Source organism: Mitsuaria sp. CC2 (assembly GCF_048957715.1).
Lineage (GTDB): Bacteria > Pseudomonadota > Gammaproteobacteria > Burkholderiales > Burkholderiaceae_C > Roseateles.
Map to the genome: position 1 here is coordinate 1 of NZ_JARVXN010000029.1, position 26,031 is coordinate 26,031.

The window sequence follows — 26,031 nt, forward strand, 5'->3', positions numbered from 1 at the left end:
CGACTTGACTTGCTTCGTCGCGTTGCCAACTTGTCGTCAGCAGCGCAGAAGCGAGATTATGAACGATTTCTTTCGAACCCGTCAAGCAGTCAGAGAAATTATTTTCATCGTCGACTGCGAGAATCTCGCCGCCAAATGAAAACCGGCTTTTGCTGATTATTCATTCGGCACCTCGGCATATCCTCCGAGGCCGCCGTTCAAAACAATGTCGTGAACAGCGAAGACCGCTAGTCTAGCACGAGTTTTTTCACTCGCGCAACTCCTGTCATAGCGCTTTCATTGAACGTGCGGTGTTCGAGCGCCCGGGGCCGGCTGCGGCGCCGGTCAATGCATGCGGGATTGGGGCGCGAGGACCTCCAACGCGACCTTCGCTGGCTCATCGCTGTCCAGGATGCGGGGGAGCACAGCTGCCAGTCGAGGCACGTCCGCCCGAAGCACCCGCTGCTTGACGGAGGGGATCTGCGACGGATGCATGGAGAAGCTGGTCAGACCCATGCCCAACAGCAGATCGGTGAAGGCGGCATCGCCGGCCATCTCACCACAGACGCTGACTTCTTTTCCGGCCGCGCGGGCTTGGCGGATGGAATCCGCGAGCAGATGCAGCACAGCGGGATGCCACGGGTCATACAGATGGGCCACCGCCTCGTCGGCCCGGTCAATGGCCAGGGTGTACTGAATCAGGTCGTTGGTGCCGATCGACACGAAGTCCACATGCTTGAGCAATTGCGGCAGCATGATCGCGGCGGCCGGAACCTCCACCATCACCCCGAGTTCAATCTCTCCATACGCCTGGGCCGACTCGTCGAGTTGAGCCTTCACGCGCTTGACGGCCTCCTGGACCTGACGGATCTCTCCCAGATGGGCCACCATCGGAATCAGCAGCTTCACCCTGCCGAAGGCGCTTGCGCGATAGATGGCGCGCAACTGCTGCCGGAACATGCTCGGCTCCGCCAGGCTCCAGCGGATCGCCCGAAGGCCCATGGCGGGATTGAGCACATGTTCATGCCGCAGTTCATTCACCGACATCCTGTCCAGCGGCTTGTCGGCGCCGATGTCGACGGTCCGGATCGTCACCGGCAGTCCCGCCATCGCTTCGACCGCACTCTTATAGGCAATGAACTGCTCTTCCTCGCTGGGCAGGTCGCCGTCGCGGTTCATGAACAGGAATTCGCTGCGGAACAACCCGACGCCGGTGGCGCCGGACGCCAGCGCCGCCACGGTGTCGCCGGGCAACTCGATATTGGCGTGCAGTTCGATGCGCTGGCCGTCCATCGTGATGGCCGGCGTATGGCGCAGGCGCGCGAGGCGCGCGTTCTCGAGCTCTGACTGCCGTTGCCGGAAGCGGTATTCCTCCAGCACGATCGGCGAAGGATTGACGATGACCGTGCCGGCATCGCCATCGATGATGACCCAGTCGTCCTGGCGGATCAACCGGGAAGCTTCCCGCGTCCCCACCACGGCAGGGATGGCCATGCTGCGCGCCACGATGGCTGTATGCGAGGTCTTCCCGCCAATATCGGTGATGAATCCCTGGAAGACGCTGCGCTTGAACTGGATCATGTCTGCGGGCGCGATGTCCGCAGCCACCAGCAGCAGAGGATCCTCTCCGGCGAAGTCCCGGGCCACGACCGCCGCAGGACCACCGGCCGGCGCGTCGTCCAACTCGGCCGCGAGGGCCGACAGGACGCGTTCGACGACCTGCTCCAGATCTGCCTTGCGCTCGCGCAGGTAGTCGTCTTCCATCTCGTCGAACTGGCGCGCCAGCACTTCCAGTTGGGCCGACAGCGCCCATTCGGCGTTGTAGTGCCGATCGACGATCCAGTCGCGGGCCGTGTCGACGAGGGCCTCGTCATTCAACAGGAGCAGGTGGACGTCGAGCAGCGCGTCGAGCTCATGGGGAGCGTCCTCGGGCAGTTCCGCCTTCAGGCCCTGCAGTTCCCGCGTGACGACGTCGCGTCCCCGGACCAGTCGGGCGTACTCCTGCTCCGCATCGGAGGAGGCGATGAAGTAGTGCGCGACGTCGACGCGGCTGGAGGCGACCAGCACGGCGCGGCCGATCGCCACGCCGCGAGAAACGGGAATGCCGAAGACCTGGAAACTCATGCGCCGACTTTAGCAGCGGGTACCAAACCCCGTGACCACCACGCGACTGTCACGGTTCGTTCACTTGAAAGTCACCGACGCGTCACCCCACCCGCTCAGCATCGCGCCCATCACTTCAGCGAGGCTTTGCCATGAGGGATCTGCCGCTGCCTACCCTGCCCTTCTCCGATCTGCGCCCCGCCGAAGCGCCTCGGAGGTCACTTCCAGCCAGCTCGCCGGAAATCGCTGTCGATGCTGCGCGCGTTCGCTTCCACGTGGGCTGGGCACGCACGGAAGATGAAGTCCGCCAAGCCCAGCGCCTGAGGTATCGGGTCTTCGTCGACGAGATGGGCGCGCGCTTGAGCGTGCCGGCCGGCGCGCCCGCCGGGCACGACGTCGACCTCTTCGACCCGTTCTGCGAGCACCTGCTGGTGCGCACGCTCGACAAGCATGGCCAGCCCGGCGAGGTGATCGGCACCTACCGCGTGCTCACGCCGGAGGCGGCCCGCCGCGCCGGCGGCCTGTACAGCGAAACCGAATTCGACCTGACCCGCCTGCGTTCGCTGCGCCCGCGCATGGTCGAACTGGGCCGCTCCTGCGTCCATCCGGACCACCGCAACGGCGGCGCCATCATGGCGTTGTGGGGTGCACTCACCGAATTCATGGTCCGCAACGACCTCGACACGATGATCGGCTGCGCGAGCATCAGCATGCGGGACGGCGGTCACTACGCCGCGAGCCTGTGGCGCCAGCTGGACGCCAGCCACATGGCCGACATCGCCTGGCAGGTGCGCCCGCGCCTGCCGCTGCCGGTCGACGAGTTGCGCCAGGACCTGGCGGTCGAACCGCCGCCGCTGATCAAGGGTTACCTGCGGGTCGGCGCGCGCATCCTGGGCCGTCCGGCCTGGGACCCGGACTTCAATACCGCCGACCTGCCGATGATCATGCGCATCGCGGATCTGCCAGCGCGGTACCGGAAGCACTTCCTGGGACGTTGAGCCCTCCCGGCGAAGGGCCGGCCTTGCGGTTACTGGCCTTCGCCGAACTTGTCGTTGACCAGGGCCGTGATCGCGTCATGCGCGGCCTGCTCGTCCTCGCCGGAGGTCTCCAGCTCGACTTCCGCGCCGATGCCCGCAGCCAGCATCATGACGCCCATGATGCTCTTGGCATTCACGCGGCGGCCGTTGCGGGTCATGAAAACCTCCGCCTTGAATCCCCCCGCCAACTTCGTCAACTTCGCCGATGCCCGGGCATGCAGGCCGAGCTTGTTGCTGATGGTGAGGGTCGACTTGATCATGGGCAGGAAGTTCGGGACGAGGAATTGTTGGAAGCACAGGGCACCGTCGCGTCGCACAGGATGCCCTGCGTGCCGCCCTGGCTGGCGCGCTGGACCAGCGCCTCCAGGCCTTCGCCGGCGTAGCACAGCGAGCGCCACAGCATCGGCACGTTGACGCCGGTCAGCACCTTCACCTGCTCGCCCTGCAGACGCAGCGCGGCATTCGTCGGCGTGGCGCCGTAGACATCGGTCAGCACCAGAGTCTGCTGGTGTCCGGAAGCGTCGATCAGCGCGCGCGCCTGCGACTCGACGTCGTCGGCGCTCATTTCCGGCGTCACGTCCAGCACCCTCAACTGCAGCGAGCAATGCGGGAACGTGTGCTCGGCCACCTGCTTCAGCGCGGTGGCCAGCGGGGCGTGAGCAATCAACAGCAGGCCGGACATGACCAGCATTATCGTGCGCCGCAGCATGGAGCGGGCGTGGCTCGCACAAACCCGCAATCGTGGGGAGGATGCCCCGCCCCCTCTACCTCTTACGCTTGCTCCCCTGCCCCCCTCTCAGGGCGGCAGTTCGATCGACCCGAGAAACACATCCCAGGCCTCCGGATCCAGTCGTTCGCCTTGCATCAGCACCTGATACAGACGCGCGCCGCGCGAGAACACCGCCTGCCGCACCTGCTGGCGAGGCTGTCCCTCACGGGCCTCGAAGACCTGCTGGAACGCCTCCGGATCGGACGCGATGCCCCGGACGCCGAGCGGCGCCGACGCCTGCGGCGCCATCTGCCGGGCGATGCCCTGGTGCATCCGCCGCATCGCGGCGGAGGTGGCCCCGGCGTCGCCGAGATCGGTCCAGGTCAGGGAGAACTGGGCGCCGCGGGCCTTGCAGCTCATCGAGCGCACGGACACGCCCTGTCCGGAAGGTCCGGGCTGCGTCCGTTCCTCGCGATCCGGCTTGCAGGGGAACATCAGCTGCACCTGAGCGCCTTCCGGACTGACCTTGCGCCAGTTCAACGCCGGACTGCAGCCAGCGGCCAGCACCAGCGGGAGGAGGATGGAAACAAGCCAGGTCGAGGGGCGCATCGGACGATTATGGAGGGGTCACAATGGCCCGATGAGCGAAGCGAACTCCCCCACGCCCTCCGCCATGGCCCTCAAGGGCGTGCGCGTGCTGGATCTCTCCCGCGTCCTGGCGGGGCCCTGGTGCACGCAGACGCTGGCCGACCTCGGCGCCGACGTGATCAAGGTCGAGCGCCCCCCGAAGGGCGGCCATCCCGGTGGGGATGACACCCGCGGATGGGGGCCTCCCTATCTAAAGGACCGGGACGGCCAGGACACCGCCGAGGCGGCCTACTACCTCGGCGCCAATCGCAACAAGCGCTCGGTCGCGATCGACATCGCCAGTCCGCGGGGTCAGGACTTGATCCGGGAACTGGCGCGGCGGGCAGATGTGCTGGTCGAGAACTACAAGGTTGGCGACCTGACCCGGTACGGACTCGACGCCGCTGCGCTGCTGGAGATCAATCCGCGACTGGTGTTCTGCTCGGTGACCGGCTTCGGGCAGACCGGCCCCTATCGGGACCGCGCCGGCTACGACTACGCGGTCCAGGGCCTGGGCGGCCTGATGAGCGTCACCGGCGAGGCCGACGCGCTGCCCGGCGGCGGTCCGCAGAAGGTCGGCGTGGCGGTGGCGGACCTCTTCACCGGCATGTACGCGACGGTCGCCATCCTTGCCGCGCTGCGCCACCGCGACGCCACCGGCCACGGTCAGGTGGTCGACATGGCCCTGCTCGACACCCAGGTCGCGATGCTGGCCAACCTCGGCGCCAACTACCTGACGACCGGCAAGGCGCCGCGTCGCATGGGCAACGCCCATCAGAACATCGTGCCGTACCAGGTCTTCCAGGCCAGCGACGGCCATCTGATCGTTGCCGTCGGCAACGACGGCCAGTTCGTCAAGTTCTGCGAGCTCCTGGGCTTGCCGGAACTCCCGCGCGACCCGCGCTACGCGACCAATTCGCAGCGGGTCCGGCATCGTGACGAACTGGTCCCGCAACTGGCCGCCCGCGTCGCGGAGAGACCGAGACAGCACTGGCTGGATGCCATGGAAGCCGCCAAGGTGCCGGGCGGCGCCATCAACGACCTCTCCGAGGTCTTCGACGACCCGCAGGTCCAGCACCGCGGGATGGTGGTTTCGATGCCGCATCCGCACAGCGATGCGCTGCGGGTCGTCGCCAGTCCGATGAAGTTGTCGGAGACGCCCGTGGCCTACCGATTGCCCCCGCCGCTCATGGGGCAGCACACGGACGAGGTGCTTGCGGAGCTCGGACACGGCCCCGACGCAATCGCCGCATGGCGGGAAGAAGGGGTCATTGCATGAGCAGCACGGATGAGAAGCAGGGTCGGGCGTCCGCCGGCAAGGGCGTGAACATCGTGCTCGTGCACGGCGCCTGGCTGGGCGCCTGGGCGTGGAAGCGGGTGCTCGGACCGCTGCGGGCGGCGGGACATCAACTCTTCCCGGTGACCTTGAGCGGCGTCGGGGAACGCGCCCACCAGCCGCATGCGGACATCCGCCTGCAGACGCACATCGACGACGTGAAGGCGGTCATCGAGTGCGAGGAACTGAGCGACGTCCTCCTCGTCGGGCACAGCTACAGCGGCATGGTGATCACGGGCGTCGCGGACCAGATGCCGGACCGCATCGCGCGGCTGGTCTACCTGGACGCCGTGGTGCCGGAGCCGGGCGAATCCTGGTCCAGCCGCCACACGCCGGAGACGCAGACCCAGCGCCGTGAGTCGATCTCGAAGTTCGGCCATCTGCCGGTGACCGAGCCGAACGGCATGGGCCTGAAGCCGGACGACTTCGACTGGATGATGCGCTGCCAGCGTCCGCAGCCCGGCGGCGTCTATGACAGTCCGCTCGACTTCGACCAGGCCGCGTGGCTGAAGCGCCCGCGCACCTTCATCGACTGCAACCGTCCTGCGCTCCTCACGATCGCTGCCGCACGCGAGCGCGCCCGCGCCCAGCCCGGCTGGGAGCTTTTCGAGATCCCGACGGGTCATCAGGTGATGGTGTCCGCGCCGAAGGAATTGACCGAACGTCTCCTGATGCTCGCAGAGCGCCAGGCCAAAGGGGCCTGACGACCGCCTCGGTCGCGAATCCGTTGAAGCACGGCGGTGGTTGGGGACGGCCAGTCGTGAGGTTTGGGAGCTTGACTCCGGGGCCCCATGACTTGGCGGCCAACGCTTGGCAAAAGCAGGCGATGCCCGTCCGCCATCCGCCCCGAATCCCCGGGCAATCGTGAGCCATTTCACGCCATCCACCCAGGGGGGCGATTGCCCCCGACTCACGGGATGGCCTCGCTTGGGGCCGCACGGAACCATGGCGCCTCCCCTGCCCCGGCATGCCGCCGGAGGCTTACAAGAACGAGAGAGCATGTCCCGCCCGCCCCCTTCCATTGCCGCGCCGTTGGCCGCCAATGACATGGCGCAGCCCCCGAGCGATTCGCAGTGGGGCGAAATCGTCCAGCAGCTCGGTGCCGAGATTGCCGGCCCGTTGAGTGCGGCGCTGGAGCGGATCCACACCTTGATCAGCACGGGCCAGATCGATCGCCAGGGCTTGCGGGCATTGCGAGACTCGGTGGCGCAGGCGCGCGAGGCGGGCATGGTGAGTCAGCAGTTGGCGCGACTGGCGTCCGGGCGGCTGCGCTTGTCGCGGGAGCGCGTGCCGCTGACGCAGGTGCTGCGCGGCGTGCTGACGCAGCGCAGCCGGGAGACGCAGGCTCGGGGCATCCAGATCCGGCAGCTGCTGCAGCCGATCGAGGTTCATACCGACGCATCGCTGCTGTTCTCGCTGCTGAACGCGGTGATGGACTGGGCGCTCGCCAACACGCATTCGTCGCTGGAGATGCGGCTGGACCTGACGCCGTGGCCCGCCAAGGCGCGACTGATGTGCCGTTTCGCGCACCGGTCGCTGGACCTGGGCAGCGCGCCGTCCTCGGCGATCAACGCGCCGCCGGAGTCGTTGAACTCCCTTCACTGGCGCCTGATCGAGCAGACCGCGTTGACCCTGGGCGCGCTGCCGCTGCGCGAGGACGAGGCCGGCATCACGATGCTGACGCTGGAGTTCCCGCACGTGGCCGGCGACGAGCCCGGCGTCCAGCAAGAACTGGCACCGCCCGCGCGGCCGGGCCGGCCCGAGCTGGACGAACCCACGCCCTCGCACAACTCCAAGCCGCTGGCGGGCTGCCACCTGCTGATCGTCTCGCCGCGCCGCGAGGTGCGTCAGGAGATCCAAGGCGCCGTGCGCCACATGGGACTGATCATCGATGCCGTCGGTTCGATGGACGAGGCGCTGCAGTTCTGCGAGGAAGGCCTGCCGCACGGCATCGCCTTCGAGCAGTCCCTGCGCGACGCCGACTTCGACCGACTGCGCGCCGACATCGTCGGCGAGGTGCCCAGCTTCAGCTTCATCGAGGTGCTGGACGGCGAGCAGCAGACGCAGCTCTCCACCGCCACTGCGGATCACATGGCGCGGATCTCGCGTCAGAACCTGCAGGATGCCCTGCCGTCGGTGCTGCTCTTCGAGCTGTCCAAGGCACTCTGACGCGCCGGGACCCCGCCCGTCGCGCGGGCCCGACGGGCGCCCTGACAGGCTCCTGACTTAAGCCCCACCAAAGTGATGGGCGAACAGCCCCGGGCATACACTCCGGCCCCATGAAGCTGCCTCGCTGGTCCGGACTCCTGCTGCTGGTCGCCGCCCTCGGTATCGGCGCCGGCCTCGCCTATGAGGGCTTGAAGCCCGAACCTGCCCCGCAGGTGAACTACGTGCTGCTCGACGGCTCCAAGCACGCCTCTGTCCAGGCCTGGCCGGGCAAGGTCATGCTGGTCAACTTCTGGGCGACTTCCTGCACCACCTGCGTCAAGGAAATGCCGCAGGTCATCGCGACGCACCAGAAGTACAAGGACAAGGGCTTCGACACGCTGGCGGTGGCCATGAGCTACGACCCGCCGGCCTACGTCGCCAACTACGCCGAGACCCGCAACCTGCCCTTCGGCGTCGCGATGGACAGCACCGGCGAGATCGCCCGCAGCTTCGGCAAGGTGCAGCTCACGCCGACGACCTTCCTGATCAACAAGCGCGGCGAGATCGTCAAGCGCTTCGTCGGCGAGCCCGACTTCGCGGCGCTGCACGGCACGATCGAGAAGCTGCTCGCCGAGGGCTGAGCCCTCCGCGCCCCCACGGACCATGCCGCTTTCGAGCGGCATTTTTCATGGCCGGTCCCCGCACTCATTCCCGGGGATGGGCGGGTTAGCCCCGACGCTTTGCGATTCTTTTCCTCGGGCACACCAGCCTGCTGTCGCCAGATACTAGGGTAGCGACATAGCAAGCATCGCCCGCCCGAATGAACACGAACAAGAACCTGCCCGGCGTGCCGGGGACCGTCATCTCCCCCCTCTCCAGCGCATCGACGCTTCGGCGACAGCAGGGCCGGGCGACGCCCTGGATCCTCGGCGTGGTCGTGCTGGCCGTTGCGGCCGGCGGCTGGTGGTGGTGGAAGGGCCGCGGCGCCGACGGCGCGGCGGGCGGTCCCGCCTCCGCGGCGAGCGGTCCCGCGGGTGCCGGAGGCCCGGGCGGTCCCGGCGGTCCAGGTGGCGGTCGCGGCGGCCGCTTCGCCGCCAACCGCGTGCAGCCGGTGTCGGTGATGCCCGCGCGGCTGCAGGACATCCGCCACACTGCGGCCGCCATCGGCACGATCAGCGCCTCCAACACCGCCGTCGTGCGCGCGCAGGTCAGCGGCGTGCTGCAGCAGATCCACTTCACCGAAGGCCAGCAGGTCAAGGCCGGCCAGACGCTCGCGCAGATCGATCCGCGCGCCTTCCAGGCCTCGCTCGGTCAGGCCGAAGGCCAGCTCGCCCGCGACAAGGCCACGCTGGACAACGCCCGCATCGACCTGCAGCGCTACCAGGACCTGCTCGCCAAGGACGCGATCGCGCGCCAGCAGGTCGACACGCAACAGGCCACGGTCAATCAGCTTGTCGGCACCGTCAAGGCCGACCAGGCCGCCGTCGACAGCGCGCGGCTGCAGGTCACCTACAGCCGCGTGCAGGCGCCGATCTCGGGCCGCGTCGGCCTGAAGCAGGCAGACATCGGCAACGTCGTGCAGACCGGCGACACCAACGGCATCGTCAGCATCACGCAGACGCGCCCGATCGCGCTGACCTTCGCGGTGCCTTCGGCGCTGCTGCCGCAAGTAAGCGCCGGGCTGAAGGGCAAGACGCCCATGACGGTTGAGGCCTGGAGCCGCGACGGGAAAACGCGCCTGGCCGCCGGCAAGCTCGCGACCGCCGACAACGCGATCGACATCGCCACCGACACGATCAAGCTGAAGGCGCTGTTCCCGAACGACGACGATGCGCTCTATCCCAACCAGTCGGTCAGCGTGAAGCTGCAGCTCGCGACCGAGCAGAACCGTCTGGCCGTCCCGGCCGCCGCGGTGCTGCGCGGCTCGCAGGGCTTCTACGTCTATGTCGTGGGCGCGGACAACGCCGTCTCCACGCGCGTCGTGCAGACCGGCGCGGTCGACGGCGACTGGATGGCCGTGGACGGCAAGATCGAGCCTGGCGATCGCGTCGTCATCGACGGCGTCGACCGGCTGCGCGAAGGCGCGAAGGTCGAGGTCATCGCCGCCGATCCGAAGCAGCGCGCCGGCGCCAACGCCGCGCCGCGCCGCGCCCGCGGCGCGAGCGCGCCGGGCGGTGCCGCCTCCGGCGCGCGCGGCGAAGGCCGTCGGGCGTCCGCCGCCGGCAACTGATTGAGCCCGGCCATGGCCATGAACCCGTCCCGTCCCTTCATCGAGCGGCCGGTCGCGACCTCGCTGCTGATGCTGGCCATCCTGCTGGCCGGCCTGCTGGCCTACCGGCTGCTGCCGCTGTCGGCGCTGCCGGAGGTCGACTACCCGACCATCCAGGTCACGACGCTCTACCCGGGCGCGAGCCCCGACGTCATCTCGACCACCGTCACCGCGCCGCTGGAGCGCCAGTTCGGACAGATGCCGGGCCTGAGCCAGATGACCTCATCGAGCTCGGGCGGCGCCTCGGTGATCACGCTGCGTTTCTCGCTCGGCCTGTCGCTGGACGTCGCCGAGCAGGAGGTGCAGGCCGCGATCAACGCCGGCAGCAACCTGCTGCCCAGCGACCTGCCGATGCCGCCGGTCTACAGCAAGGTCAATCCGGCCGACGCGCCGGTGATGACGATCGCGGTGACCTCACCGTCGCTGCCGGTGATCAAGGTCCATGACCTGGTCGAAAACCGCCTCGCGCCCAAGCTGTCTCAAGTGGACGGCGTAGGCCTGGTGAGCATCGCCGGAGGCCGTCGACCCGCCGTGCGCATCCAGGCGAATCCGCGCGCGCTCGCGGCGCTGGGCCTGTCGCTGGACGACGTGCGCAGCGCCATCGCCTCGGCCAACGTGAACCAGGCCAAGGGCAGCTTCGACGGCTCGCAGCGCGCGTCGACGATCGACGCCAACGACCAGCTGCGCTCCGCCGCCGAGTACCAGAACCTGATCATTGCCTGGAAGAACGGCAACCCGCTGCGGCTCAGCGACGTCGCGGAGATCGTCGACGACGCCGAGAACCTGCGTCTGGCGGCCTGGGCCGACACCACGCCCGGCGTGATCCTGAACGTGCAGCGCCAGCCCGGCGCCAACGTGATCCAGACCGTCGACCGCGTGAAGGCGCTGCTGCCCAAGCTGCAGGGGACGCTGCCGGCGTCCGTCGACGTGCAGATCCTGTCCGACCGCACGACGACGATCCGCGCTTCGGTCGACGACACGGAGATCGAACTGCTGCTCGCAATCGTGCTGGTCGTCGCGGTGATCTTCCTGTTCCTGCGCAGCGGCAGCGCCACCCTGATCCCCAGCGTCGCGGTGCCGCTCTCGCTGATCGGGACCTTCGGCGTGATGTACCTGGCCGGCTTCTCGATCAACAACCTGACGTTGATGGCGCTGACCATCTCGACCGGCTTCGTCGTCGACGACGCGATCGTGATGATCGAGAACATCGCCCGCTACGTCGAGGAAGGCGACTCGCCGATGGAGGCGGCCATCAAGGGCTCGAAGCAGATCGGCTTCACCATCATCTCGCTGACGGTCTCGCTGATCGCGGTGCTGATCCCCCTGCTGTTCATGGGCGACGTCGTCGGCCGGCTGTTCCATGAGTTCGCGATCACGCTGGCGGTGTCCATCCTGATCTCGGCCTTCGTCTCGCTGACGCTGACGCCGATGATGAGCGCGCGCCTGCTCAAGCCCGAGGTCGAGCAGAAACACTCGCGCCTGGGCACCTGGTTCGGCGAGAAGTTCGAGGCCATGATCCATGCCTACGGCCGCGGGCTGGACTGGGTGCTGGACCGCCCGGTGCTGACGCTGCTGGGCTTCGCCGCGACGCTGGCGCTGACGGCGCTGCTGTACGTGGTCGTGCCCAAGGGCTTTTTCCCGGTGCAGGACACCGGCCTGCTGCAGGTCATCACCGAAGCGACGCAGAGCACCTCCTTCGACGCGATGAGCGAGCGCCAGCAGAAACTGGCCGAGGTCTTCCTGAAGGACCCGGACGTCGACCATATCGCGTCCTTCATCGGCGTCGACGGCGCCAACGCGTCGCTGAACACCGGCCGCATGCAGATCACGTTGAAGCCGTTCTCGTCGCGTCATGCGTCGGCGACGGAGATCATCGCGCGACTCGGCGACGCCAACCGGCAGGTGCCGGGCATCACCGCCTACATGCAGCCGGTGCAGGACCTGACGATCGAGGACCGCGTGTCCAAGACCCAGTACCAGTTCCTGCTGAGCTCGCCGGACTCCGCCGACCTGCAGAAGGCCAACGACCAGTTGCTGGAGCGGCTCAAGGCGCTGCCGCAGCTGGCCGACGTCGCGAGCGACCTGCAGAACCAGGGCCTGCAGGCCTGGGTGCAGATCGATCGCGAGGCGGCGGGCCGGCTCGGCGTGACGATCGCGGCGATCGACACCGCGCTCTACAACGCCTTCGGCCAGCGGCTGATCTCGACGATCTACACGCAGTCCAGCCAGTACCGCGTCGTGCTGGAGGCGGCGCCGGAATTCCGCAGCGGACCGCGCGCGCTCGAAGGTCTGTACGTGCCCGGCAGCACGACGACGACCAGCGCGACCGGCACGACGTCGACGACCTCGGTGCAGGTGCCGCTGAGCTCGGTCGCGCAGATCGTCGAGCGTCCCGCCGCGCTGGCGATCAATCACGTCGCGCAGTTCCCGGCGGCGACGATCTCGTTCAACCTGCCGCCCGGCGTCGCGCTGGGCGACGCCGTCAAGGCGATCAAGACCGAGCAGGCCAGCCTCGACCTGCCCATCAGCGTCGAGACCAGCTTCCAGGGCGCGGCGGAAGCCTTCAGCAATTCGCTGTCGAGCACGCTCTTCCTGATCCTGGCGGCGGTGGTCACGATGTACATCGTGCTGGGCGTGCTCTACGAGAGCTACATCCACCCGGTCACCATCCTGTCGACGCTGCCCTCGGCCGGGGTCGGTGCGCTGCTGGCGCTGCTGCTCGGCGGGCTGGACCTCGGGATCATCGCGATCATCGGCATCGTGCTGCTGATCGGCATCGTCAAGAAGAACGCGATCATGATGATCGACTTCGCGCTCGAGGCCGAACGGGAACAGGGACTCGAACCGCGCGCCGCGATCCACCAGGCCTCGCTGCTGCGTTTCCGTCCGATCCTGATGACGACGATGGCCGCGCTGCTGGGCGCGCTGCCGCTGATGCTGGGCACCGGCGTCGGCCATGAGCTGCGGCATCCGCTGGGCGTGACGATGGTGGGCGGCCTGATCGTGAGCCAGCTGCTGACGCTGTTCACCACGCCGGTGATCTACCTCGGCTTCGCGCGCATGGCGCAGCGCTGGCGTGAACGCCGCGGCGTGAAGCGCGAGACGCGTGCCGCCGAAGAACGCCGCGGTCCCGATGCGCCCCAGATTGCCGATCCTGCAGGGCCTATCGGTCCGGTCGGATCGACGGGGCCGGGCGGAGACCTGCGATGAACATCTCCGCGCCGTTCATCGCGAGGCCGGTTGCGACGACGCTGATCACCATCGGCATCGCGCTGGCGGGGATGCTCGGGTATCACTTCCTGCCGATCGCGCCCTTGCCGCAGGTGGACTTCCCGACGATCTCGGTGTCCGCCTCGCTGCCGGGCGCGAGCCCGGACACGATGGCCGCGACGGTCGCCACGCCGCTGGAGCGCGCGCTCGGCAGCATCGCCGGCGTCACCGAGATCACCTCGCGTTCCGCGCTCGGCTCCAGCAACGTCACGCTGCAGTTCGACCTGAGCCGCGACATCGACGGCGCCGCGCGCGACGTGCAGGCCGCGATCAACGCGGCGCGCACGCTGCTGCCGACGGGCATGCCGAGCAACCCGACCTACCGCAAGGTCAACCCGGCCGACGCGCCGATCATGATCCTGGCGCTGACCTCGCAGACGCTGACGCGCGGCCAGATGTACGACACCGCCTCGACGGTGCTGGCGCAGCGGCTGGCGCAGGTCGGCGGCGTCGGGCAGGTCAACGTCGGCGGCGGCGCGCTGCCGGCGGTGCGGGTCGAGCTCAACCCGGACAAGCTGGCGGCCAACGGCATCTCGCTGGACCAGGTGCGCCAGGCCATCACCAACACCAACGCCAACCGGCCCAAGGGCGCGGTCGAGCTGTCCGGCCGCTACTGGCAGGTCGGCGCCAACGACCAGGCGCGCACCGCGGCCGAGTACGCGCCGGTCGTGCTGTCCTACCGCGACGGCGCCGCGCTGCGGCTGCGCGACGTGGCGGACGTGAGCGACTCGGTGCAGGACGTGCGCAACTACGGCGCGTCCAACGGCCAGCCGGCGATCCTGCTGTTCATCCAGAAGGAGCCGGGCGCCAACATCATCGAGACGGTGCAGCACGTGCGCGAGCTGCTGCCGCGGCTGCAGGCCTCGATCCCGCCGGCGATCGACCTCAAGGTCATCAGCGACCGCACGCCCACGATCCGCGCCTCGCTGGACGAGGTGCAGCGCGCGATGGCGATCGCCGTCGGCCTCGTGATCCTCGTGGTGCTGCTCTTCCTGCGCAGCTGGCGCGCGACGCTGCTGCCCGCGGTCGCGGTGCCGGTCTCGCTGGCCGGCACCTTCGGCGTGATGTACCTGTGCGGCTACAGCCTGGACAACCTGTCGGCGATGGCGTTGACGGTGGCCACCGGCTTCGTCGTCGACGACGCGATCGTCGTGCTCGAGAACATCACCCGCTACATCGAGCAGGGGCTCGCGCCGGTCGACGCCGCGCTGCGCGGCGCGCGCGAGATCGGCTTCACCGTGATCTCGATCAGCCTGTCGCTGGTGGCGGTGTTCATCCCCATCCTGCTGATGGGCGGGGTCGTCGGGCGGCTGTTCCGCGAGTTCGCGGTCGTGTTGTCCGCGTCCATTCTGGTGTCGATGATCGTCTCGCTGACGACGACGCCGATGATGGCCTCGCGCGTGCTCAAGCCGCGCAAGGAGCCGGAGCCCGGTGCCGCCGCCTCGGCCGCCGCGCCGAAGCGCAAGGGCTGGTTCGCCCGCGTGGCCGGCCGCTTCAACCGGGGCCTCGCGCGGGGCTACCGCCGCTCGCTGATGTGGACGCTGCGGCACCAGCCGGTGGCGCTGCTGTCGCTGGTCGCGGTGATCGCGCTGAACGTGCACCTCTACGGCATCATCCCCAAGACCTTCTTCCCGCAGCAGGACACCGGCGTGCTGATCGGCGGCGTGCAGGCCGACCAGGGCAGCTCCTTCGAGATGATGCGCAAGCGGGTCGACCGCTTCATGGAGATCATCCTGTCGGACCCGGCCGTGGAGAACGTCAACGGCAACACCGGCGGCGGGCAGCGCAACGGCGCCAACTTCTACATCACGCTCAAGCCGCTGAAGGAGCGCAAGGTCTCGGCGGACCAGGTGGTGAACCGGCTGCGCGACAAGATGTCGCACGAGCCCGGCGCCAACCTGTTCCTGGTGCCGGTGCAGGACATCCGCATCGGCGGCCGGCAGGCCAACGCGCAGTACCAGTTCACGCTGCAGGCCGACGACCTGGACGTGCTGCGCGAATGGGAGCCGCGGGTGCGCAACGCGCTGTCGCAATTGAATGAGTTGACCGACGTCAACACCGACCAGCAGGACAAGGGCGTGCAGACCTCGCTGGTCATCGACCGCGACGCGGCGGCGCGTCTGGGCGTGACGGTGAGCACCATCGACACGACGCTGAACAACGCCTTCGGCCAGCGCCAGGTCGGCGTCATCTACAACCCGCTGAACCAGTACCGCGTGGTGATGGAGCTGGCGCCGCAGTACCTGCAGGGGCCGGAGACGCTGCGCAAGCTCTACGTGACCAGCAGCTCCGGCGCGCAGGTGCCGCTCTCGACCTTCAGCCGCTTCGAGACGACCAACACGCCGCTGTCGGTGAACCACCAGAGCGGCTCGCCGGCGTCGACGATCAGCTTCAACCTGCCCGAAGGCGTGTCCCTCTCGCAGGCCACCGACGCGATCAACAACGCGATGTCGGAGCTGGGCGTGCCGGTCTCGCTGCGGGGCACTTTCGCCGGCACGGCCAATGCGTTCCAGGACGCGCTGAAGTCGCAGCCCGTCCTGATCGGCGCGGCCATCATCGCCATCTACCTGGTTCTGGGCATGCTCTACGAGAGCCTGGTGCATCCGGTGACCATCCTGTCGACGCTGCCGTCGGCGGGCGTGGGCGCGCTGCTGGCGCTGATGATGTTCAACACGGAGTTCTCGATCATCGCGTTGATCGGCGTGATCCTGCTGATCGGCATCGTCAAGAAGAACGCGATCATGATGATCGACTTCGCCATCGCGCGGCAGCGCACGACCGCGCACCTGACGGCGGGCGCGGCGATCTTCCGCGCCGCCAAGCTGCGGTTGCGGCCCATCCTGATGACGACCTTCGCCGCGATCTTCGGCGCGGTGCCGCTGGCGCTCGGGAGCGGCGACGGCGCCGAGCTGCGCAAGCCGCTGGGCATCGCCATCGTCGGCGGCCTGATCCTGAGCCAGCTGCTGACGCTGTACACGACCCCCGTCGTCTTCGTGACGATGGAGCGGCTGCGCCAGCGCGTGATGAAGCGCCGCGCCGCCCGGCGGGCCGCGAAGGCCCCCCAGGGCACGGGCACCGCGCCTCCGATGAATCCCGGGCCGCCCGCGGCTCCGACCCTGCAGGGCTGAGACATGCAGACCCCGATGACTTCGACATCCGCTCCCCGCCGCCCGAGTGCGGCGTTCACGACGATCGCGACGGCGACGGCGATGACGGCCTGGATCGCCCTGATAGGCGGCTGCGCGGTGACCCGCGTCGATCCGCCTGCGCCGGTCGCGGCGCCGGCGCAGTTCAAGGAGGACGCGCTCTGGAAGCAGGCGCGCCCCGCCGCGGCCGAGCCGGTGCCCGAGCAGTGGTGGACGCTGTTCGGCGACCCCGTGCTCGACGAGCTGCAGCACCGGCTGGTGATCGGCAACGAGAACCTGAAGGCCGCCGTGGCGCAGGTCGCCGGCGCGCGCGCCGCGCTCGAGGCCAGCCGCTCGGCGCTGTTCCCGACCTTGTCCGTCGGCGTGTCCGGCACGCGCAGCAAGAGTCCGGACGGCAACGTCACCAACGGCTCGATCAACCGCGGACCGACCAACAGCGTGCAGGCCTCGCTGAACGCGAGTTGGGAGCCGGACCTCTGGGGCCGGCTGCGCCTGGCGAGCGAAGGCGCAAACGCCTCGCTGCAAGCGAGCGCCGACGACCTTGCCGCGGCGCGGCTGAGCGCGCAGGCGACGCTGGCGCAGACCTACTTCTCGCTGCGGACCGCGGAGGCGCAGGAAGCCTTGTACGACCGCAGCGTGAAGTCGTATCAGCGCTTCCTCGACCTGACGCAGGCGCGTTACCAGAGCGGCGTCGCCGCGCGCAGCGACGTGCTGCAGGCTCAGACGCAACTGCGTTCGGCCGAGGCGCAGCTGCTGGAGACGCGTTCCACGCGCGGCCAGCTGGAGCACGCGATCGCGGTGCTGCTGGGACTGCCGCCGTCGGCGCTCGATCTGACGAAGAGCGCGACCTTGCCAACGCCGCCTGCGGTGCCGGAGATGCTGCCCTCGCAATTGCTGGAGCGTCAGCCTGACATCGCCGCCGCGCAGCGGCGCGTGGCGGCGGCGTACTCGCAGATCGGCGTCGCGGACGCGGCGTACTTCCCGTCGCTGACCTTATCGGGCAGCGCCGGTTATCGCAACAGCACGTTCAGCGATCTGCTGTCGGCGCCCAACCTCTTCTGGTCGCTGGGTCCGTCGCTGGCGCAGGCGATCTTCGACGGCGGCCAGCGCAAGCTGGCGAGCGCGCAGGCGCGCACCAGCGCCGAGGTCGCGACCTCGACCTACCGCCAGACGGTGCTGACCGCGCTGCAGGAAGTCGAGGACAACCTGATTCTCACCGACCACCTGCGCGAGGAAGCGCGGCTGCAGCAGGAGGCGCTGGACGCCGCGCAGCGCAACCTGGAGTTGGTGACGGACCAGTACCGCGCCGGCACCGTGTCCTTCCTGGACGTCACGACGGCACAGAACAGCGCCTTCAATGCGGAGGCGTCGTTGCTGTCGGTGCGCAACCGCCAGCTCGCGGCGATCAATCTTCTGCTGAAGAACGTCGCCGGTCGCTGGACGCCGGCCTGAGTTCGAACGCCAAGGCCCGAGGCCAGCGAGTCTCAGTGGGGCCGGAATGATGCGAGGGGGTCCAGGAGGGAAGCCCCCTCGCGTCGTGGAGAGCCCGCGCTCAGCGTCCCGCAGGTGGTTTTCCGCCCTGCGCCACCGGCCGGCGCGGCGCCAGCAGCGTCGACAGCGAATCCTGCGTGCCTTCGATGCGTTCCAGCGCCGGATAGCGCAGGCCCTGGGAAGCACCGACCGTCACGGTCTCCTGCTTCCCGTCGACCTGGATGCCCAGCCGCAGGTCGCCTTGCTTGGCGGCCCCGGCGATCGCGGTCGTGAGGCGTTCCGCGCTGTAGGGTTCGTCGTTGACCGTCTTCAGGCGCGTGCCGGGCACGATGCCCGCGCGGAAGGCCGGGCCGTTCCACGTCGCCGCCTTCACCCGTCCGTCCTTCGTCACCGTCATGCCTACCGACCACGTCAGATCGAGCACGCCTTCGCTCGCTTCGTACAGGCGGAAGTACTCGGTCGGCGTATCGCGGAACATCAGGCGCCAGCCATGCGCGGCGAGGCCGTCGAGCACGCCGTCGTCATCGTGGGCGTCGAGTTTCCTGCGAAGCGTCCCCGCCCACGGTCCGGGGCAGACGCGGTCGAGCGTCGCGGCGACGTCGGCTTCCGAATAGGGCCGTCGCCGCTCGCCCGGCTTCTGGTCCGCCGCGCTGAAGAAGCGCGTGGCGAAGTCGTCCAGGCCCCGGGCGCCGTGGCTGCATTGGCGCAGACGCGCATCGATGTCGAGCCAGAACAGCACGCCCTCGATGTAGTAGTCCTCACGCCGCTGCCAGTCGCGCCAGTACACGGTCCCGTCCTGGATCAGCGGATCGTTGGCGCTGTCGGCGAGCGACTTCCACTGGCGGCCCGGGCGGTGCTGGACGATGGCTGCATCCAGCGCGATCGCGTCCAGCGTCTGCTCGACCGTACGCAGTCCCGAGCGCGCCGCAACGACGCGCGACCAGAACTCCGTCTGGCCTTCGTAGACCCACAGCAGCGTGCCGGTGAACGGCTCGTTCGGCGTGGACACGGCCATGTCGGCCGGCACGCGCCACAAGCCGTTCCACGCATGGATGAGCTCGTGCGGAATGACGTCGATGACGGAGGCGGATTCCGCCGGCTCGGAGAACAGATTCGCGGGCAGCACGACCTCGCCCGAGTCGGCATGCTCGATGCCGCCGGGGCCGGGCAAGCGGTCGTCGAGCGCGATCAGGTAGTCGTAGTGCTTGAACGGCGGCACGCCGAAGATCGCTTCCGTCTCGCGTTGGACCGCCTGCATCCTGGTGTCGAAGCGGTCGACGTTCTTGACCACCTCGGCATCCGCGGCCAGCCAGTTCGCTCGCACGGGACGCGCGCCGCCGGCAATCTCACGCGTCACCACGTGGCGAGACGAGAACACCGGCGAATCGATCAGCCGATCGAGCGACACCGGTTCGAAACGGATCCGATCACCGTCGGCCGCGCCGGACAACGCGGTCGCCGGCACCATCCCTGCGGGCAGCTTGATCGTCGCTTGCACCGTCAGGTCGCTGGCCTTCCAGCCCGACGGGTACACCAGCATCCGATTCCAGTACACCCCGACGAAGCCGTCGACGATCGTGGCCGAGGGGTCCCGGCTGAGCGGCGCTAGGTATTGGAAGCTCAGATCGAGCGCTTGCGCACCCGCGGGCACGACGATGCGGAAGGCGTGCACCCGCGCCGGATCGCGCCGCCACGGCAGCATCTTGCCGTCGGCCTGGATGACCAGACCCGCCAGCCGATGCGCGGAAATCGAAGGCGCGTGGCTCCCCGTCTCCCATTGCGGATAGAGCAGCGTCATCTCGCCCGCGCGCTGCACGGGGATGCGCTGCTGGATCGTCACGATCCGCCGACGCGTGTCGGTGAGATCGATGGCCAGCGTCATGACGCCGCGGAATGCGCTGTTCTTCTTCGCAGCCGTGATCGGCAGCCTTGCCTTCGCCTGTTGATCGCCACGGGCTGGCGCCAAGGCCGGCGACGCCGACATCGACACCAACGGCAGACACAGCATCACGCCGGCCAGTGCGCACATCAGGACGCTCGAATTCTTGGGCATGGGGTCGAAAGCGCGGTGAGCGCTGGAGCCAGCTGGAAGACGGCGTTTGTAGGCCGGCGCCGGAGCGCCAACGGAAGTCATGGTGCACTCCCACCGATCGCACGCTGGCCATCCGGCAAGTCGACGCTCCATGCAAAACGGCCCCGAAGGGCCGTTCATGTGGGGTCGATCGCTCAGGCGATCTGGCGATCAAGCCGCCGACGCCTTCTCCGCTTCCACCTTCTCCAGCGCGGCATGCGCCTGCTGGTCCGCGTGGTAGCTGGAGCGCACCATCGCGCCGACCGCCGCGTGCGTGAAGCCCATCTTGTAGGCCTCTTCCTCGAACATCTTGAAGGTGTCCGGGTGCACGTAGCGACGCACCGGCAGGTGATGGCCCGAGGGCGCCAGGTATTGCCCGATCGTCAGCATGTCGATGTCGTGCGCGCGCATGTCGCGCATGACCTGGAGGATTTCCTCGTCGGTCTCGCCCAGGCCGACCATGATGCCGCTCTTGGTCGGCACGCCCGGCACCGCTTCCTTGAACCGCTTCAGCAGGTTCAGGCTGAACTGGTAGTCCGAGCCCGGACGCGCTTCCTTGTACAGGCGCGGCGCGGTTTCCAGGTTGTGGTTCATCACGTCCGGTGGCGCCGCCTTCAGGATGTCCAGCGCGCGGTCCATGCGGCCGCGGAAGTCGGGCACCAGCACCTCGATCTGCGTGCGCGGGCTCAGCTCGCGCACCTTGCGGATGCATTCGGCGAAGTGGCCGGCGCCGCCGTCGCGCAGGTCGTCCCGGTCCACGCTGGTGATCACCACGTAGTTCAGCTTCAGCGCCGCGATCGTCTTGGCCAGGTTCAGCGGCTCGTCCACGTCCAGCGGATCCGGCCGGCCGTGGCCGACGTCGCAGAACGGGCAGCGCCGCGTGCACTTGTCGCCCATGATCATGAAGGTCGCCGTGCCCTTGCCGAAGCACTCGCCGATGTTGGGGCAGGACGCTTCCTCGCAGACCGTGTGCAGCTTGTGCTCGCGCAGGATCTGCTTGATCTCGTAGAAACGCGTCGACGGCGAACCGGCCTTCACCCGGATCCAGTCCGGCTTCTTCAGCTGTTCCGCCGGAATGATCTTGATCGGGATCCGCGCCGTCTTGGCTTGCGCCTTCTGCTTGGCGGTCGCGTCGTAATCGGACGCGCTCTTGGCTTCGTGGGTGACGTTCTCGGTTGCCATCAGGCGTTCTCTCGGTTGCCGTGTGCCGGGCCTCAGGGTTGGAGCTGCGCGGCGAGCCGCTCTCCGAACCGCTGGGCCACCGTGGCCCAGTCCGTGAAAACCCCGAGTGTACCGAGGTCCACCGTCCGAAGCCCTGCGTATCCGCACGGATGGATGCCCAGGAAGGGCTTCAGGTCCATCGCGACATTCAGCGCCACGCCGTGATACGTGCAGTGCCGGCTGATCTTGATCCCCAGCGCCGCGACCTTGCCGAGACCGCGGAACGGATCCGCCGGGTCGGCCGGTCCGGTCAGGGCGGCATGCGCCCCGGGGTCGTCCAGCCGCACGTAGATGCCGGGCGCGCCGGCCACCCGGTGGCCCGTCACGCCGACGCCCGCCAGCGTCTGGATCACCGCCGTCTCCAGGCGGAACACGTATTCCTTGACGAAGATCCCCAGCCGCTTCAGGTCCACCAGCGGATACGCGACCACCTGCCCGGGCCCGTGGTACGTCACCTGGCCGCCGCGGTTGGTCTGCACGACGGGAATGCCTTGCGGATCGAGGACGTTGTCGGCCTGGCCGGCCAGGCCTTGCGTGTAGACGGGGTCGAATTCGCACAGCCAGAGCTCGTCCGGCGTCTCCGGACCGCGCGTCTCGGTGAAGGCGCGCATCGCATCCAGCGTGGCCGCATAGTCCACACGGCCCAGGGTCTTGATCAGCATCCCGGCATGCTAGCCGCGATGGCCCTAGCATCGTCGGCATCGGGACATTCAGCATCAGGAGCCTCGCCATGCCGCGTCACCTCACGGCCCTCGCCGTCTGCCTCGCGCTGCTGGGCGGCGCTTCGACGTCGTCGGAGGCGGCCGGCTCCGGCGCCGCGATCACCCTGGACCAGGCGCTGGCCACGTACGAGCGCGGCGATCTTGCCGGCGCGGAGCGCCAGTTCCGCGCGCTGTCGCAGCAAGGCCTCGCGCTCGGCGACTACAACCTCGCGATGATGCATCTGCGCGCGGAGGTCCCCAAGCCTGATCCCAAGCTCGCCCGCCGGTTGCTGGTCCGTGCGGCAGGTCGCGGTCTCGTCCGTGCCGAACTGGCGCTAGGCCAGTTCCACGAGCAGGGCGAGGACGGTCAGCGCGACCTGGTCCAGGCGCAATCCTGGTACCTGAAGGCGGCGGAACACGGCAGCGTCGATGCGCAGGTGGCCGTGGCCACCGCGTTCTACCTGGGTCGGGGCGCGGGCAAGGACTTCCCGCGGGCGGCGCAGTGGTACCGTGAGGCCGCGAAGGGCGGCGACGTCGGCGCGCAGTACCTGATCGCGTCGATGTACGAGTCGGGATTGGGTGTCGACCGCGACCTGCGCCTGGCGCGCTACTGGTACGACATCGCGGCGCGCAACGGCGACGAGGCCGCGCCGTACAAGCTCAAGGCCGTCGACGCGGCGCTGGCGGCCGACGCGGGATCCGTGTGATCCAGCCAGACCGGCACTGATCCGGTCCCTCGTTGCCGGTTTACAGGACGACCTTCACCATCGGGTGGGTGGTGAGCGTGCGGTACAGCTCGTCGAGCTGTTCGCGGCTGGTCGCGGTGACCGTGATCGTCACGCCGAGGTACTTGCCGCCCGAGCTCGGGCGCTTTTCCACGCTTGCCGCGTCGAACGCCGGATCGAACTGCTGCGCCACGCTCACGATCGCCTCGACGAAGCCCTCGACATGCGCGCCCATCACCTTGATGGGGAACTGCGACGGGTAGTCGATCAGCGATTGCTCGGGCGGGATCGGGGCGTTGTTGAAGCTGGTCATGATGGGAAATCCAAATGGAGTCGGTCAGCGGCTTTGCAAGACCTTGGCCCGTTGATAGGCCTCGTGGAGCTTGGCGTACACCGGGCCGGGCTTGCCGCGCAGCGCGCCGTGGCCGACCTCGTCGTGATCGAGCCGGGTGACCGGCGCAACTTCCTTGCTCGCGGAGGTCAGCAGGATCTCGTCGGCGGTGCCCAGCTCGGTCTCCGCGATCGGACGCTGGTTGAAGGCGATGCCGAGTTCCTCGCAGAGCTCCTTGAGCAACCGCACGCGAATGCCTTCGAGCAGCGCTTCCCCGGGCGGCGGCGTCAGCAGCGCGCCGTCGCGGACGATCCAGACGTTGCTGCTGGAACCTTCGGTCACGTAGCCGTCGCGGATCAGCACGGTCTCGTCGGCGCCCTGATCGGCGGCGGCCTGACGCGCCAGCACATTGCCCAGCAGCGAGATGCTCTTGATGTCGCCCCGCTGCCAGCGGAAGTCCCGCGCCGTCACGCAGCTCAAGCCCTGATGGCGCTGCTCCGGCGTCAACGCGTGCAGCGGCTGCGTGTACGCCAGCACCGTCGGCTCGAGATCCTTGGGCATCGCGTGACCCCGCGCGGCGACGCCTCGCGTGACCTGCAGGTAGATGGCCTGGTCCTCGACGTCCGGCAGGTGCGCCACCAGACTGCGAAACAGGTCCAGCCAGGCTTCGCGCTCGTAGGGATCCTCGATGCGCAGCGCCTTCAGGCTGCGACCGAGCCGGTCCAGGTGATCATCGACGCGGAACAGACGGCCCGCGTAGACAGGGATCGACTCGTAGACCCCGTCGCCGAAGAGGAAGCCCCGGTCCATCACCGGCACGCGGGCATCGCCGAGCCGGCCCAGGTGGCCGTTGAGATAGCAGGGAAGATCGGCCCAGGGCATGGTCATCGGTGGCTCCCGCAGTGTGCTCAGTGTGGACACGCCGAAGCCACCGACTGTACGCCGCCGGCCCGACCCGCCAACCCCGGCAAGCGCGGGGCCTTGACTGATCGGACTGCCGCTCGGCCGCCCGGTCAGCCCACTGATCAGGCGAGCGGGCTTACTTGATCCAGAGCCGGATCGCGTCCCAGGCACGGCCGAAGATGCCGGCCAGCGGCACCTCCTGCTGCACGACCAGCGGCACCTCGGCCACCGGCGAACCGCCCGAGGTCGTCACCTTCAGCGTGCCCACGCGCTGGTTCAGCGCCAGCGGCGCGACCAGCGGGTCGGTGCGCTGGATGTCGGTCTTGAGCTTGCCGCCCTCGCCGCGCGGCACCGCGACGAAGACCGCATCGGCCGCGCCCAGCTTGGCTTCCGGCGCGGCGCCCTTCCAGACCTTGACGGTGGTGATCGGCTGGTTCTTGTCGAACAGGCGCACCGCGTCGAAGGCCGAGTAACCCCAGTTCAGCAGCTTCTGGCTCTCGGTGGCGCGGGCTTCCTTCGAGGCCGTGCCCATCACGACACTCAGCAGGCGGCGCTTGCCGTTGGGCACGTCGCGCTGCGCGCTGGCCGCCAGGCAGTAGCCGGCCGCATCGGTGTAGCCGGTCTTGCCGCCGTCCACCGAGGGATCGCGGCCCAGCAGCATGTTGCGGTTGGACTGTCGGATCTTGTTGAAGGTGTATTCGCGCTTGGAGTAGTACTCGGCGTAGTACGCCGGGTAGTCCTGGATCACGTGCGAGAAGACGACCGCGATGTCGCGCGCGCTCGTCTTGTGGCCGGGCTCGGTGATGCCGGTGACGTTCTTGAACGAGGTGTTCTTCAGGCCCCAGGCCTGCGCCTGCTTGTTCATCATCGCGACGAACTGCTCGACCGTGCCGCCGACGCCTTCGGCCAGCGCGACCGAGGCGTCGTTGCCCGACTGGATGATCATGCCGCGGATCAACTCGTCGACCTTGGGCGTCATCGTCGTGTCGATGAACATCAGCGACGGGTCGCCCTTGCGCTCGTCCCACGCGCGCTTGGACACCGTCAGCGTCTGATCCAGCGTCAGGCGCTTGGCCTTGAGCGCGTCGAACACGACGTAGGCCGTCATCAGCTTGGTCAGCGACGCGGGGTCCTGCGGCGTGTCGGCCTCGCGTTCGGCGAGCGTCTGGTGGGTCGTCAGGTCCAGCAGGACGAAATTGCGGGCCGCGATCTCGGGCGGCGTCAGCGCCTGGGCGGACGCGCCGGTCGTCATCACGACACTGGACAGGCCCAGGCCGAGAGCGAGGGAGGCGAGGAATCGTTTCATTCGGGAGAGATCCTTAGGCGCGCGCTTCGCCGACGGCATGCCAGCCGCGCAGCACCAGAGTCTTGAGCAGCGGCAACTGCCCGTGGAAGAAGTGCCCGACGCCGGGCACCACGATGACCGGCAGCGCCTGCGGGCGCGCCCAGTCGAAGACGGCGCTCAAGGGCACCACATCGTCCTGTTCGCCGTGGATCACGACGGTATCGGCCGGCACGGTCGCGACGCCGAAGCGGCTCGTGGCCGGTCCGACCAGCAGCAGGCGTTCGGCGGGCTGCTCGAGCTTGAGCGCCGCCTGCGACGCGACGAAACCGCCGAAGGAGAAGCCGGCCAGCGCCAGCGGCTGGGCGGGATCGCGGAACCCGGCGATCACGGCCAGCGCGTCGTCGACCTCGCCGCGGCCTTCGTCCCACGCGCCGGCCGACTTGCCGATGCCGCGGAAGTTGAAGCGCACCGCGCGGTAGCCCAGGTGCACGAACGCGCGCGCGATCGTCTGCACTACCTTGTTGTCCATCGTGCCGCCCTGCGTGGGATTCGGGTGGCAGATCACGACCACGCCGCGCAACGGGCCGGCGTCGACCGCGGGTTCGTCGACGGCGCATTCGATCTCCCCGGCCGGGCCGGCGATCTGCCGGCGCTGGGTCTGTGCATTCATGTGAGCGCG

General features: G+C 68.6%; 21 protein-coding genes. 10 read left to right on the forward strand and 11 right to left on the reverse strand.

Annotated features, from left to right (window positions below; translation table 11 throughout):
• Positions 1–324: 324 nt before the first annotated feature.
• On the reverse strand, positions 325–2,103 hold the full coding sequence (gene ptsP, locus PV762_RS19740) for a phosphoenolpyruvate--protein phosphotransferase (RefSeq protein ID WP_421036707.1): 1,779 nt from the start codon (positions 2,101–2,103) through the stop codon (positions 325–327).
• 131 nt (positions 2,104–2,234) lie between these two features.
• On the opposite strand from ptsP, the gene PV762_RS19745 reads away from it, so the two are divergent.
• Positions 2,235–3,080, forward strand: a complete 846-nt coding sequence (locus PV762_RS19745) for a GNAT family N-acetyltransferase (RefSeq protein ID WP_421036708.1) — start codon at positions 2,235–2,237, stop codon at positions 3,078–3,080.
• Positions 3,081–3,109: 29 nt separating this feature from the next.
• Here the strand turns inward: PV762_RS19745 and PV762_RS19750 are convergent, their stop codons facing one another.
• From PV762_RS19750 to PV762_RS19760, 3 genes are all read right to left on the reverse strand, one after another.
• Positions 3,110–3,379, reverse strand: coding sequence for an HPr family phosphocarrier protein (locus tag PV762_RS19750; protein WP_088407723.1), 270 nt, complete (start codon positions 3,377–3,379; stop codon positions 3,110–3,112).
• A complete protein-coding gene (locus tag PV762_RS19755; RefSeq protein ID WP_421036709.1) occupies positions 3,376–3,801 on the reverse strand; it encodes a PTS sugar transporter subunit IIA in 426 nt (141 codons plus the stop codon). Before PV762_RS19755 ends, PV762_RS19750 begins: the two co-directional genes overlap by 4 nt.
• A gap of 114 nt (positions 3,802–3,915) precedes the next feature.
• Positions 3,916–4,437: a hypothetical protein gene (locus PV762_RS19760; protein WP_421036710.1), complete on the reverse strand. Its 522-nt coding sequence runs from the start codon at positions 4,435–4,437 to the stop codon at positions 3,916–3,918.
• A 31-nt stretch (positions 4,438–4,468) separates the two neighbouring features.
• Here PV762_RS19760 and PV762_RS19765 point away from each other — a divergent pair, with 31 nt between their 5' ends.
• From PV762_RS19765 to PV762_RS19800, 8 genes are all read left to right on the forward strand, one after another.
• Entirely contained in the window at positions 4,469–5,734 is a 1,266-nt protein-coding gene (locus PV762_RS19765; RefSeq protein WP_421036711.1) for a CaiB/BaiF CoA transferase family protein, read from the forward strand.
• Positions 5,731–6,495 (forward strand): alpha/beta fold hydrolase, encoded by a 765-nt coding sequence (locus PV762_RS19770; RefSeq protein ID WP_421036712.1) that lies wholly within the window; start codon positions 5,731–5,733, stop codon positions 6,493–6,495. Before PV762_RS19765 ends, PV762_RS19770 begins: the two co-directional genes overlap by 4 nt.
• Positions 6,496–6,790: 295 nt before the next feature.
• Positions 6,791–7,960, forward strand: a complete 1,170-nt coding sequence (locus PV762_RS19775; RefSeq protein WP_421036713.1) for a hypothetical protein — start codon at positions 6,791–6,793, stop codon at positions 7,958–7,960.
• Positions 7,961–8,070: 110 nt separating this feature from the next.
• Complete coding sequence (locus tag PV762_RS19780) at positions 8,071–8,580, forward strand: TlpA family protein disulfide reductase (protein WP_421036714.1); 510 nt, start codon at positions 8,071–8,073, stop codon at positions 8,578–8,580.
• Positions 8,581–8,759: 179 nt separating this feature from the next.
• Positions 8,760–10,169: an MdtA/MuxA family multidrug efflux RND transporter periplasmic adaptor subunit gene (locus PV762_RS19785; protein ID WP_421036715.1), complete on the forward strand. Its 1,410-nt coding sequence runs from the start codon at positions 8,760–8,762 to the stop codon at positions 10,167–10,169.
• Between the two features lie 18 nt (positions 10,170–10,187).
• Positions 10,188–13,418: an MdtB/MuxB family multidrug efflux RND transporter permease subunit gene (locus PV762_RS19790; RefSeq protein WP_421036831.1), complete on the forward strand. Its 3,231-nt coding sequence runs from the start codon at positions 10,188–10,190 to the stop codon at positions 13,416–13,418.
• Positions 13,415–16,606 carry a multidrug efflux RND transporter permease subunit gene (locus PV762_RS19795; RefSeq protein WP_421036716.1) on the forward strand — a complete coding sequence of 1,064 codons (3,192 nt, stop codon included), beginning with the start codon at positions 13,415–13,417 and terminating at the stop codon, positions 16,604–16,606. The genes PV762_RS19790 and PV762_RS19795 overlap by 4 nt, the downstream gene beginning before the upstream one ends.
• A gap of 15 nt (positions 16,607–16,621) precedes the next feature.
• Complete coding sequence (locus tag PV762_RS19800; protein WP_421036717.1) at positions 16,622–18,076, forward strand: efflux transporter outer membrane subunit; 1,455 nt, start codon at positions 16,622–16,624, stop codon at positions 18,074–18,076.
• A 100-nt stretch (positions 18,077–18,176) separates the two neighbouring features.
• Here PV762_RS19800 and PV762_RS19805 read toward each other — a convergent pair whose 3' ends face one another.
• The 3 genes from PV762_RS19805 to lipB form a co-directional block, all read right to left on the reverse strand.
• On the reverse strand, positions 18,177–20,144 hold the full coding sequence (locus PV762_RS19805) for a hypothetical protein (protein ID WP_421036718.1): 1,968 nt from the start codon (positions 20,142–20,144) through the stop codon (positions 18,177–18,179).
• A gap of 213 nt (positions 20,145–20,357) precedes the next feature.
• The gene (lipA, locus tag PV762_RS19810) at positions 20,358–21,368 is read right to left on the reverse strand and encodes a lipoyl synthase (RefSeq protein ID WP_421036719.1); all 1,011 of its coding nucleotides are present in this window, start codon (positions 21,366–21,368) and stop codon (positions 20,358–20,360) included.
• 32 nt (positions 21,369–21,400) lie between these two features.
• Positions 21,401–22,069: a lipoyl(octanoyl) transferase LipB gene (gene lipB, locus PV762_RS19815; RefSeq protein WP_421036720.1), complete on the reverse strand. Its 669-nt coding sequence runs from the start codon at positions 22,067–22,069 to the stop codon at positions 21,401–21,403.
• 68 nt (positions 22,070–22,137) lie between these two features.
• On the opposite strand from lipB, the gene PV762_RS19820 reads away from it, so the two are divergent.
• Positions 22,138–22,815, forward strand: coding sequence for a tetratricopeptide repeat protein (locus PV762_RS19820; protein WP_421036721.1), 678 nt, complete (start codon positions 22,138–22,140; stop codon positions 22,813–22,815).
• Positions 22,816–22,855: 40 nt separating this feature from the next.
• Here the strand turns inward: PV762_RS19820 and PV762_RS19825 are convergent, their stop codons facing one another.
• The 4 genes from PV762_RS19825 to PV762_RS19840 form a co-directional block, all read right to left on the reverse strand.
• Positions 22,856–23,146 carry a DUF493 family protein gene (locus tag PV762_RS19825; RefSeq protein ID WP_421036722.1) on the reverse strand — a complete coding sequence of 97 codons (291 nt, stop codon included), beginning with the start codon at positions 23,144–23,146 and terminating at the stop codon, positions 22,856–22,858.
• A 24-nt stretch (positions 23,147–23,170) separates the two neighbouring features.
• The gene (locus PV762_RS19830) at positions 23,171–24,052 is read right to left on the reverse strand and encodes a D-amino acid aminotransferase (protein ID WP_421036723.1); all 882 of its coding nucleotides are present in this window, start codon (positions 24,050–24,052) and stop codon (positions 23,171–23,173) included.
• A gap of 151 nt (positions 24,053–24,203) precedes the next feature.
• Complete coding sequence (locus PV762_RS19835; RefSeq protein ID WP_421036724.1) at positions 24,204–25,373, reverse strand: D-alanyl-D-alanine carboxypeptidase family protein; 1,170 nt, start codon at positions 25,371–25,373, stop codon at positions 24,204–24,206.
• Between the two features lie 13 nt (positions 25,374–25,386).
• Positions 25,387–26,022: an alpha/beta hydrolase gene (locus PV762_RS19840; RefSeq protein ID WP_421036725.1), complete on the reverse strand. Its 636-nt coding sequence runs from the start codon at positions 26,020–26,022 to the stop codon at positions 25,387–25,389.
• Positions 26,023–26,031 lie beyond the last annotated feature (9 nt).

Bases quoted from the DNA above. Each gene is read 5' to 3' on its own strand.
- PV762_RS19775 (WP_421036713.1), top strand. From the start codon at position 6,791: ATGTCCCGCCCGCCCCCTTCCATTGCCGCGCCGTTGGCCGCCAATGAC.
- lipA (WP_421036719.1), bottom strand. From the start codon at position 21,368: ATGGCAACCGAGAACGTCACCCACGAAGCCAAGAGCGCGTCCGATTAC.
- ptsP (WP_421036707.1), bottom strand. From the start codon at position 2,103: ATGAGTTTCCAGGTCTTCGGCATTCCCGTTTCTCGCGGCGTGGCGATC.
- PV762_RS19805 (WP_421036718.1), bottom strand. From the start codon at position 20,144: ATGTGCGCACTGGCCGGCGTGATGCTGTGTCTGCCGTTGGTGTCGATG.
- PV762_RS19765 (WP_421036711.1), top strand. From the start codon at position 4,469: ATGAGCGAAGCGAACTCCCCCACGCCCTCCGCCATGGCCCTCAAGGGC.
- PV762_RS19760 (WP_421036710.1), bottom strand. From the start codon at position 4,437: ATGCGCCCCTCGACCTGGCTTGTTTCCATCCTCCTCCCGCTGGTGCTG.
- PV762_RS19750 (WP_088407723.1), bottom strand. From the start codon at position 3,379: ATGATCAAGTCGACCCTCACCATCAGCAACAAGCTCGGCCTGCATGCC.
- PV762_RS19830 (WP_421036723.1), bottom strand. From the start codon at position 24,052: ATGACCATGCCCTGGGCCGATCTTCCCTGCTATCTCAACGGCCACCTG.
- PV762_RS19780 (WP_421036714.1), top strand. From the start codon at position 8,071: ATGAAGCTGCCTCGCTGGTCCGGACTCCTGCTGCTGGTCGCCGCCCTC.
- PV762_RS19790 (WP_421036831.1), top strand. From the start codon at position 10,188: ATGAACCCGTCCCGTCCCTTCATCGAGCGGCCGGTCGCGACCTCGCTG.
- PV762_RS19800 (WP_421036717.1), top strand. From the start codon at position 16,622: ATGACTTCGACATCCGCTCCCCGCCGCCCGAGTGCGGCGTTCACGACG.
- PV762_RS19795 (WP_421036716.1), top strand. From the start codon at position 13,415: ATGAACATCTCCGCGCCGTTCATCGCGAGGCCGGTTGCGACGACGCTG.
- PV762_RS19745 (WP_421036708.1), top strand. From the start codon at position 2,235: ATGAGGGATCTGCCGCTGCCTACCCTGCCCTTCTCCGATCTGCGCCCC.
- PV762_RS19820 (WP_421036721.1), top strand. From the start codon at position 22,138: ATGCCGCGTCACCTCACGGCCCTCGCCGTCTGCCTCGCGCTGCTGGGC.
- PV762_RS19785 (WP_421036715.1), top strand. From the start codon at position 8,760: ATGAACACGAACAAGAACCTGCCCGGCGTGCCGGGGACCGTCATCTCC.
- PV762_RS19770 (WP_421036712.1), top strand. From the start codon at position 5,731: ATGAGCAGCACGGATGAGAAGCAGGGTCGGGCGTCCGCCGGCAAGGGC.
- lipB (WP_421036720.1), bottom strand. From the start codon at position 22,069: ATGCTGATCAAGACCCTGGGCCGTGTGGACTATGCGGCCACGCTGGAT.
- PV762_RS19835 (WP_421036724.1), bottom strand. From the start codon at position 25,373: ATGAAACGATTCCTCGCCTCCCTCGCTCTCGGCCTGGGCCTGTCCAGT.
- PV762_RS19840 (WP_421036725.1), bottom strand. From the start codon at position 26,022: ATGAATGCACAGACCCAGCGCCGGCAGATCGCCGGCCCGGCCGGGGAG.
- PV762_RS19825 (WP_421036722.1), bottom strand. From the start codon at position 23,146: ATGACCAGCTTCAACAACGCCCCGATCCCGCCCGAGCAATCGCTGATC.
- PV762_RS19755 (WP_421036709.1), bottom strand. From the start codon at position 3,801: ATGTCCGGCCTGCTGTTGATTGCTCACGCCCCGCTGGCCACCGCGCTG.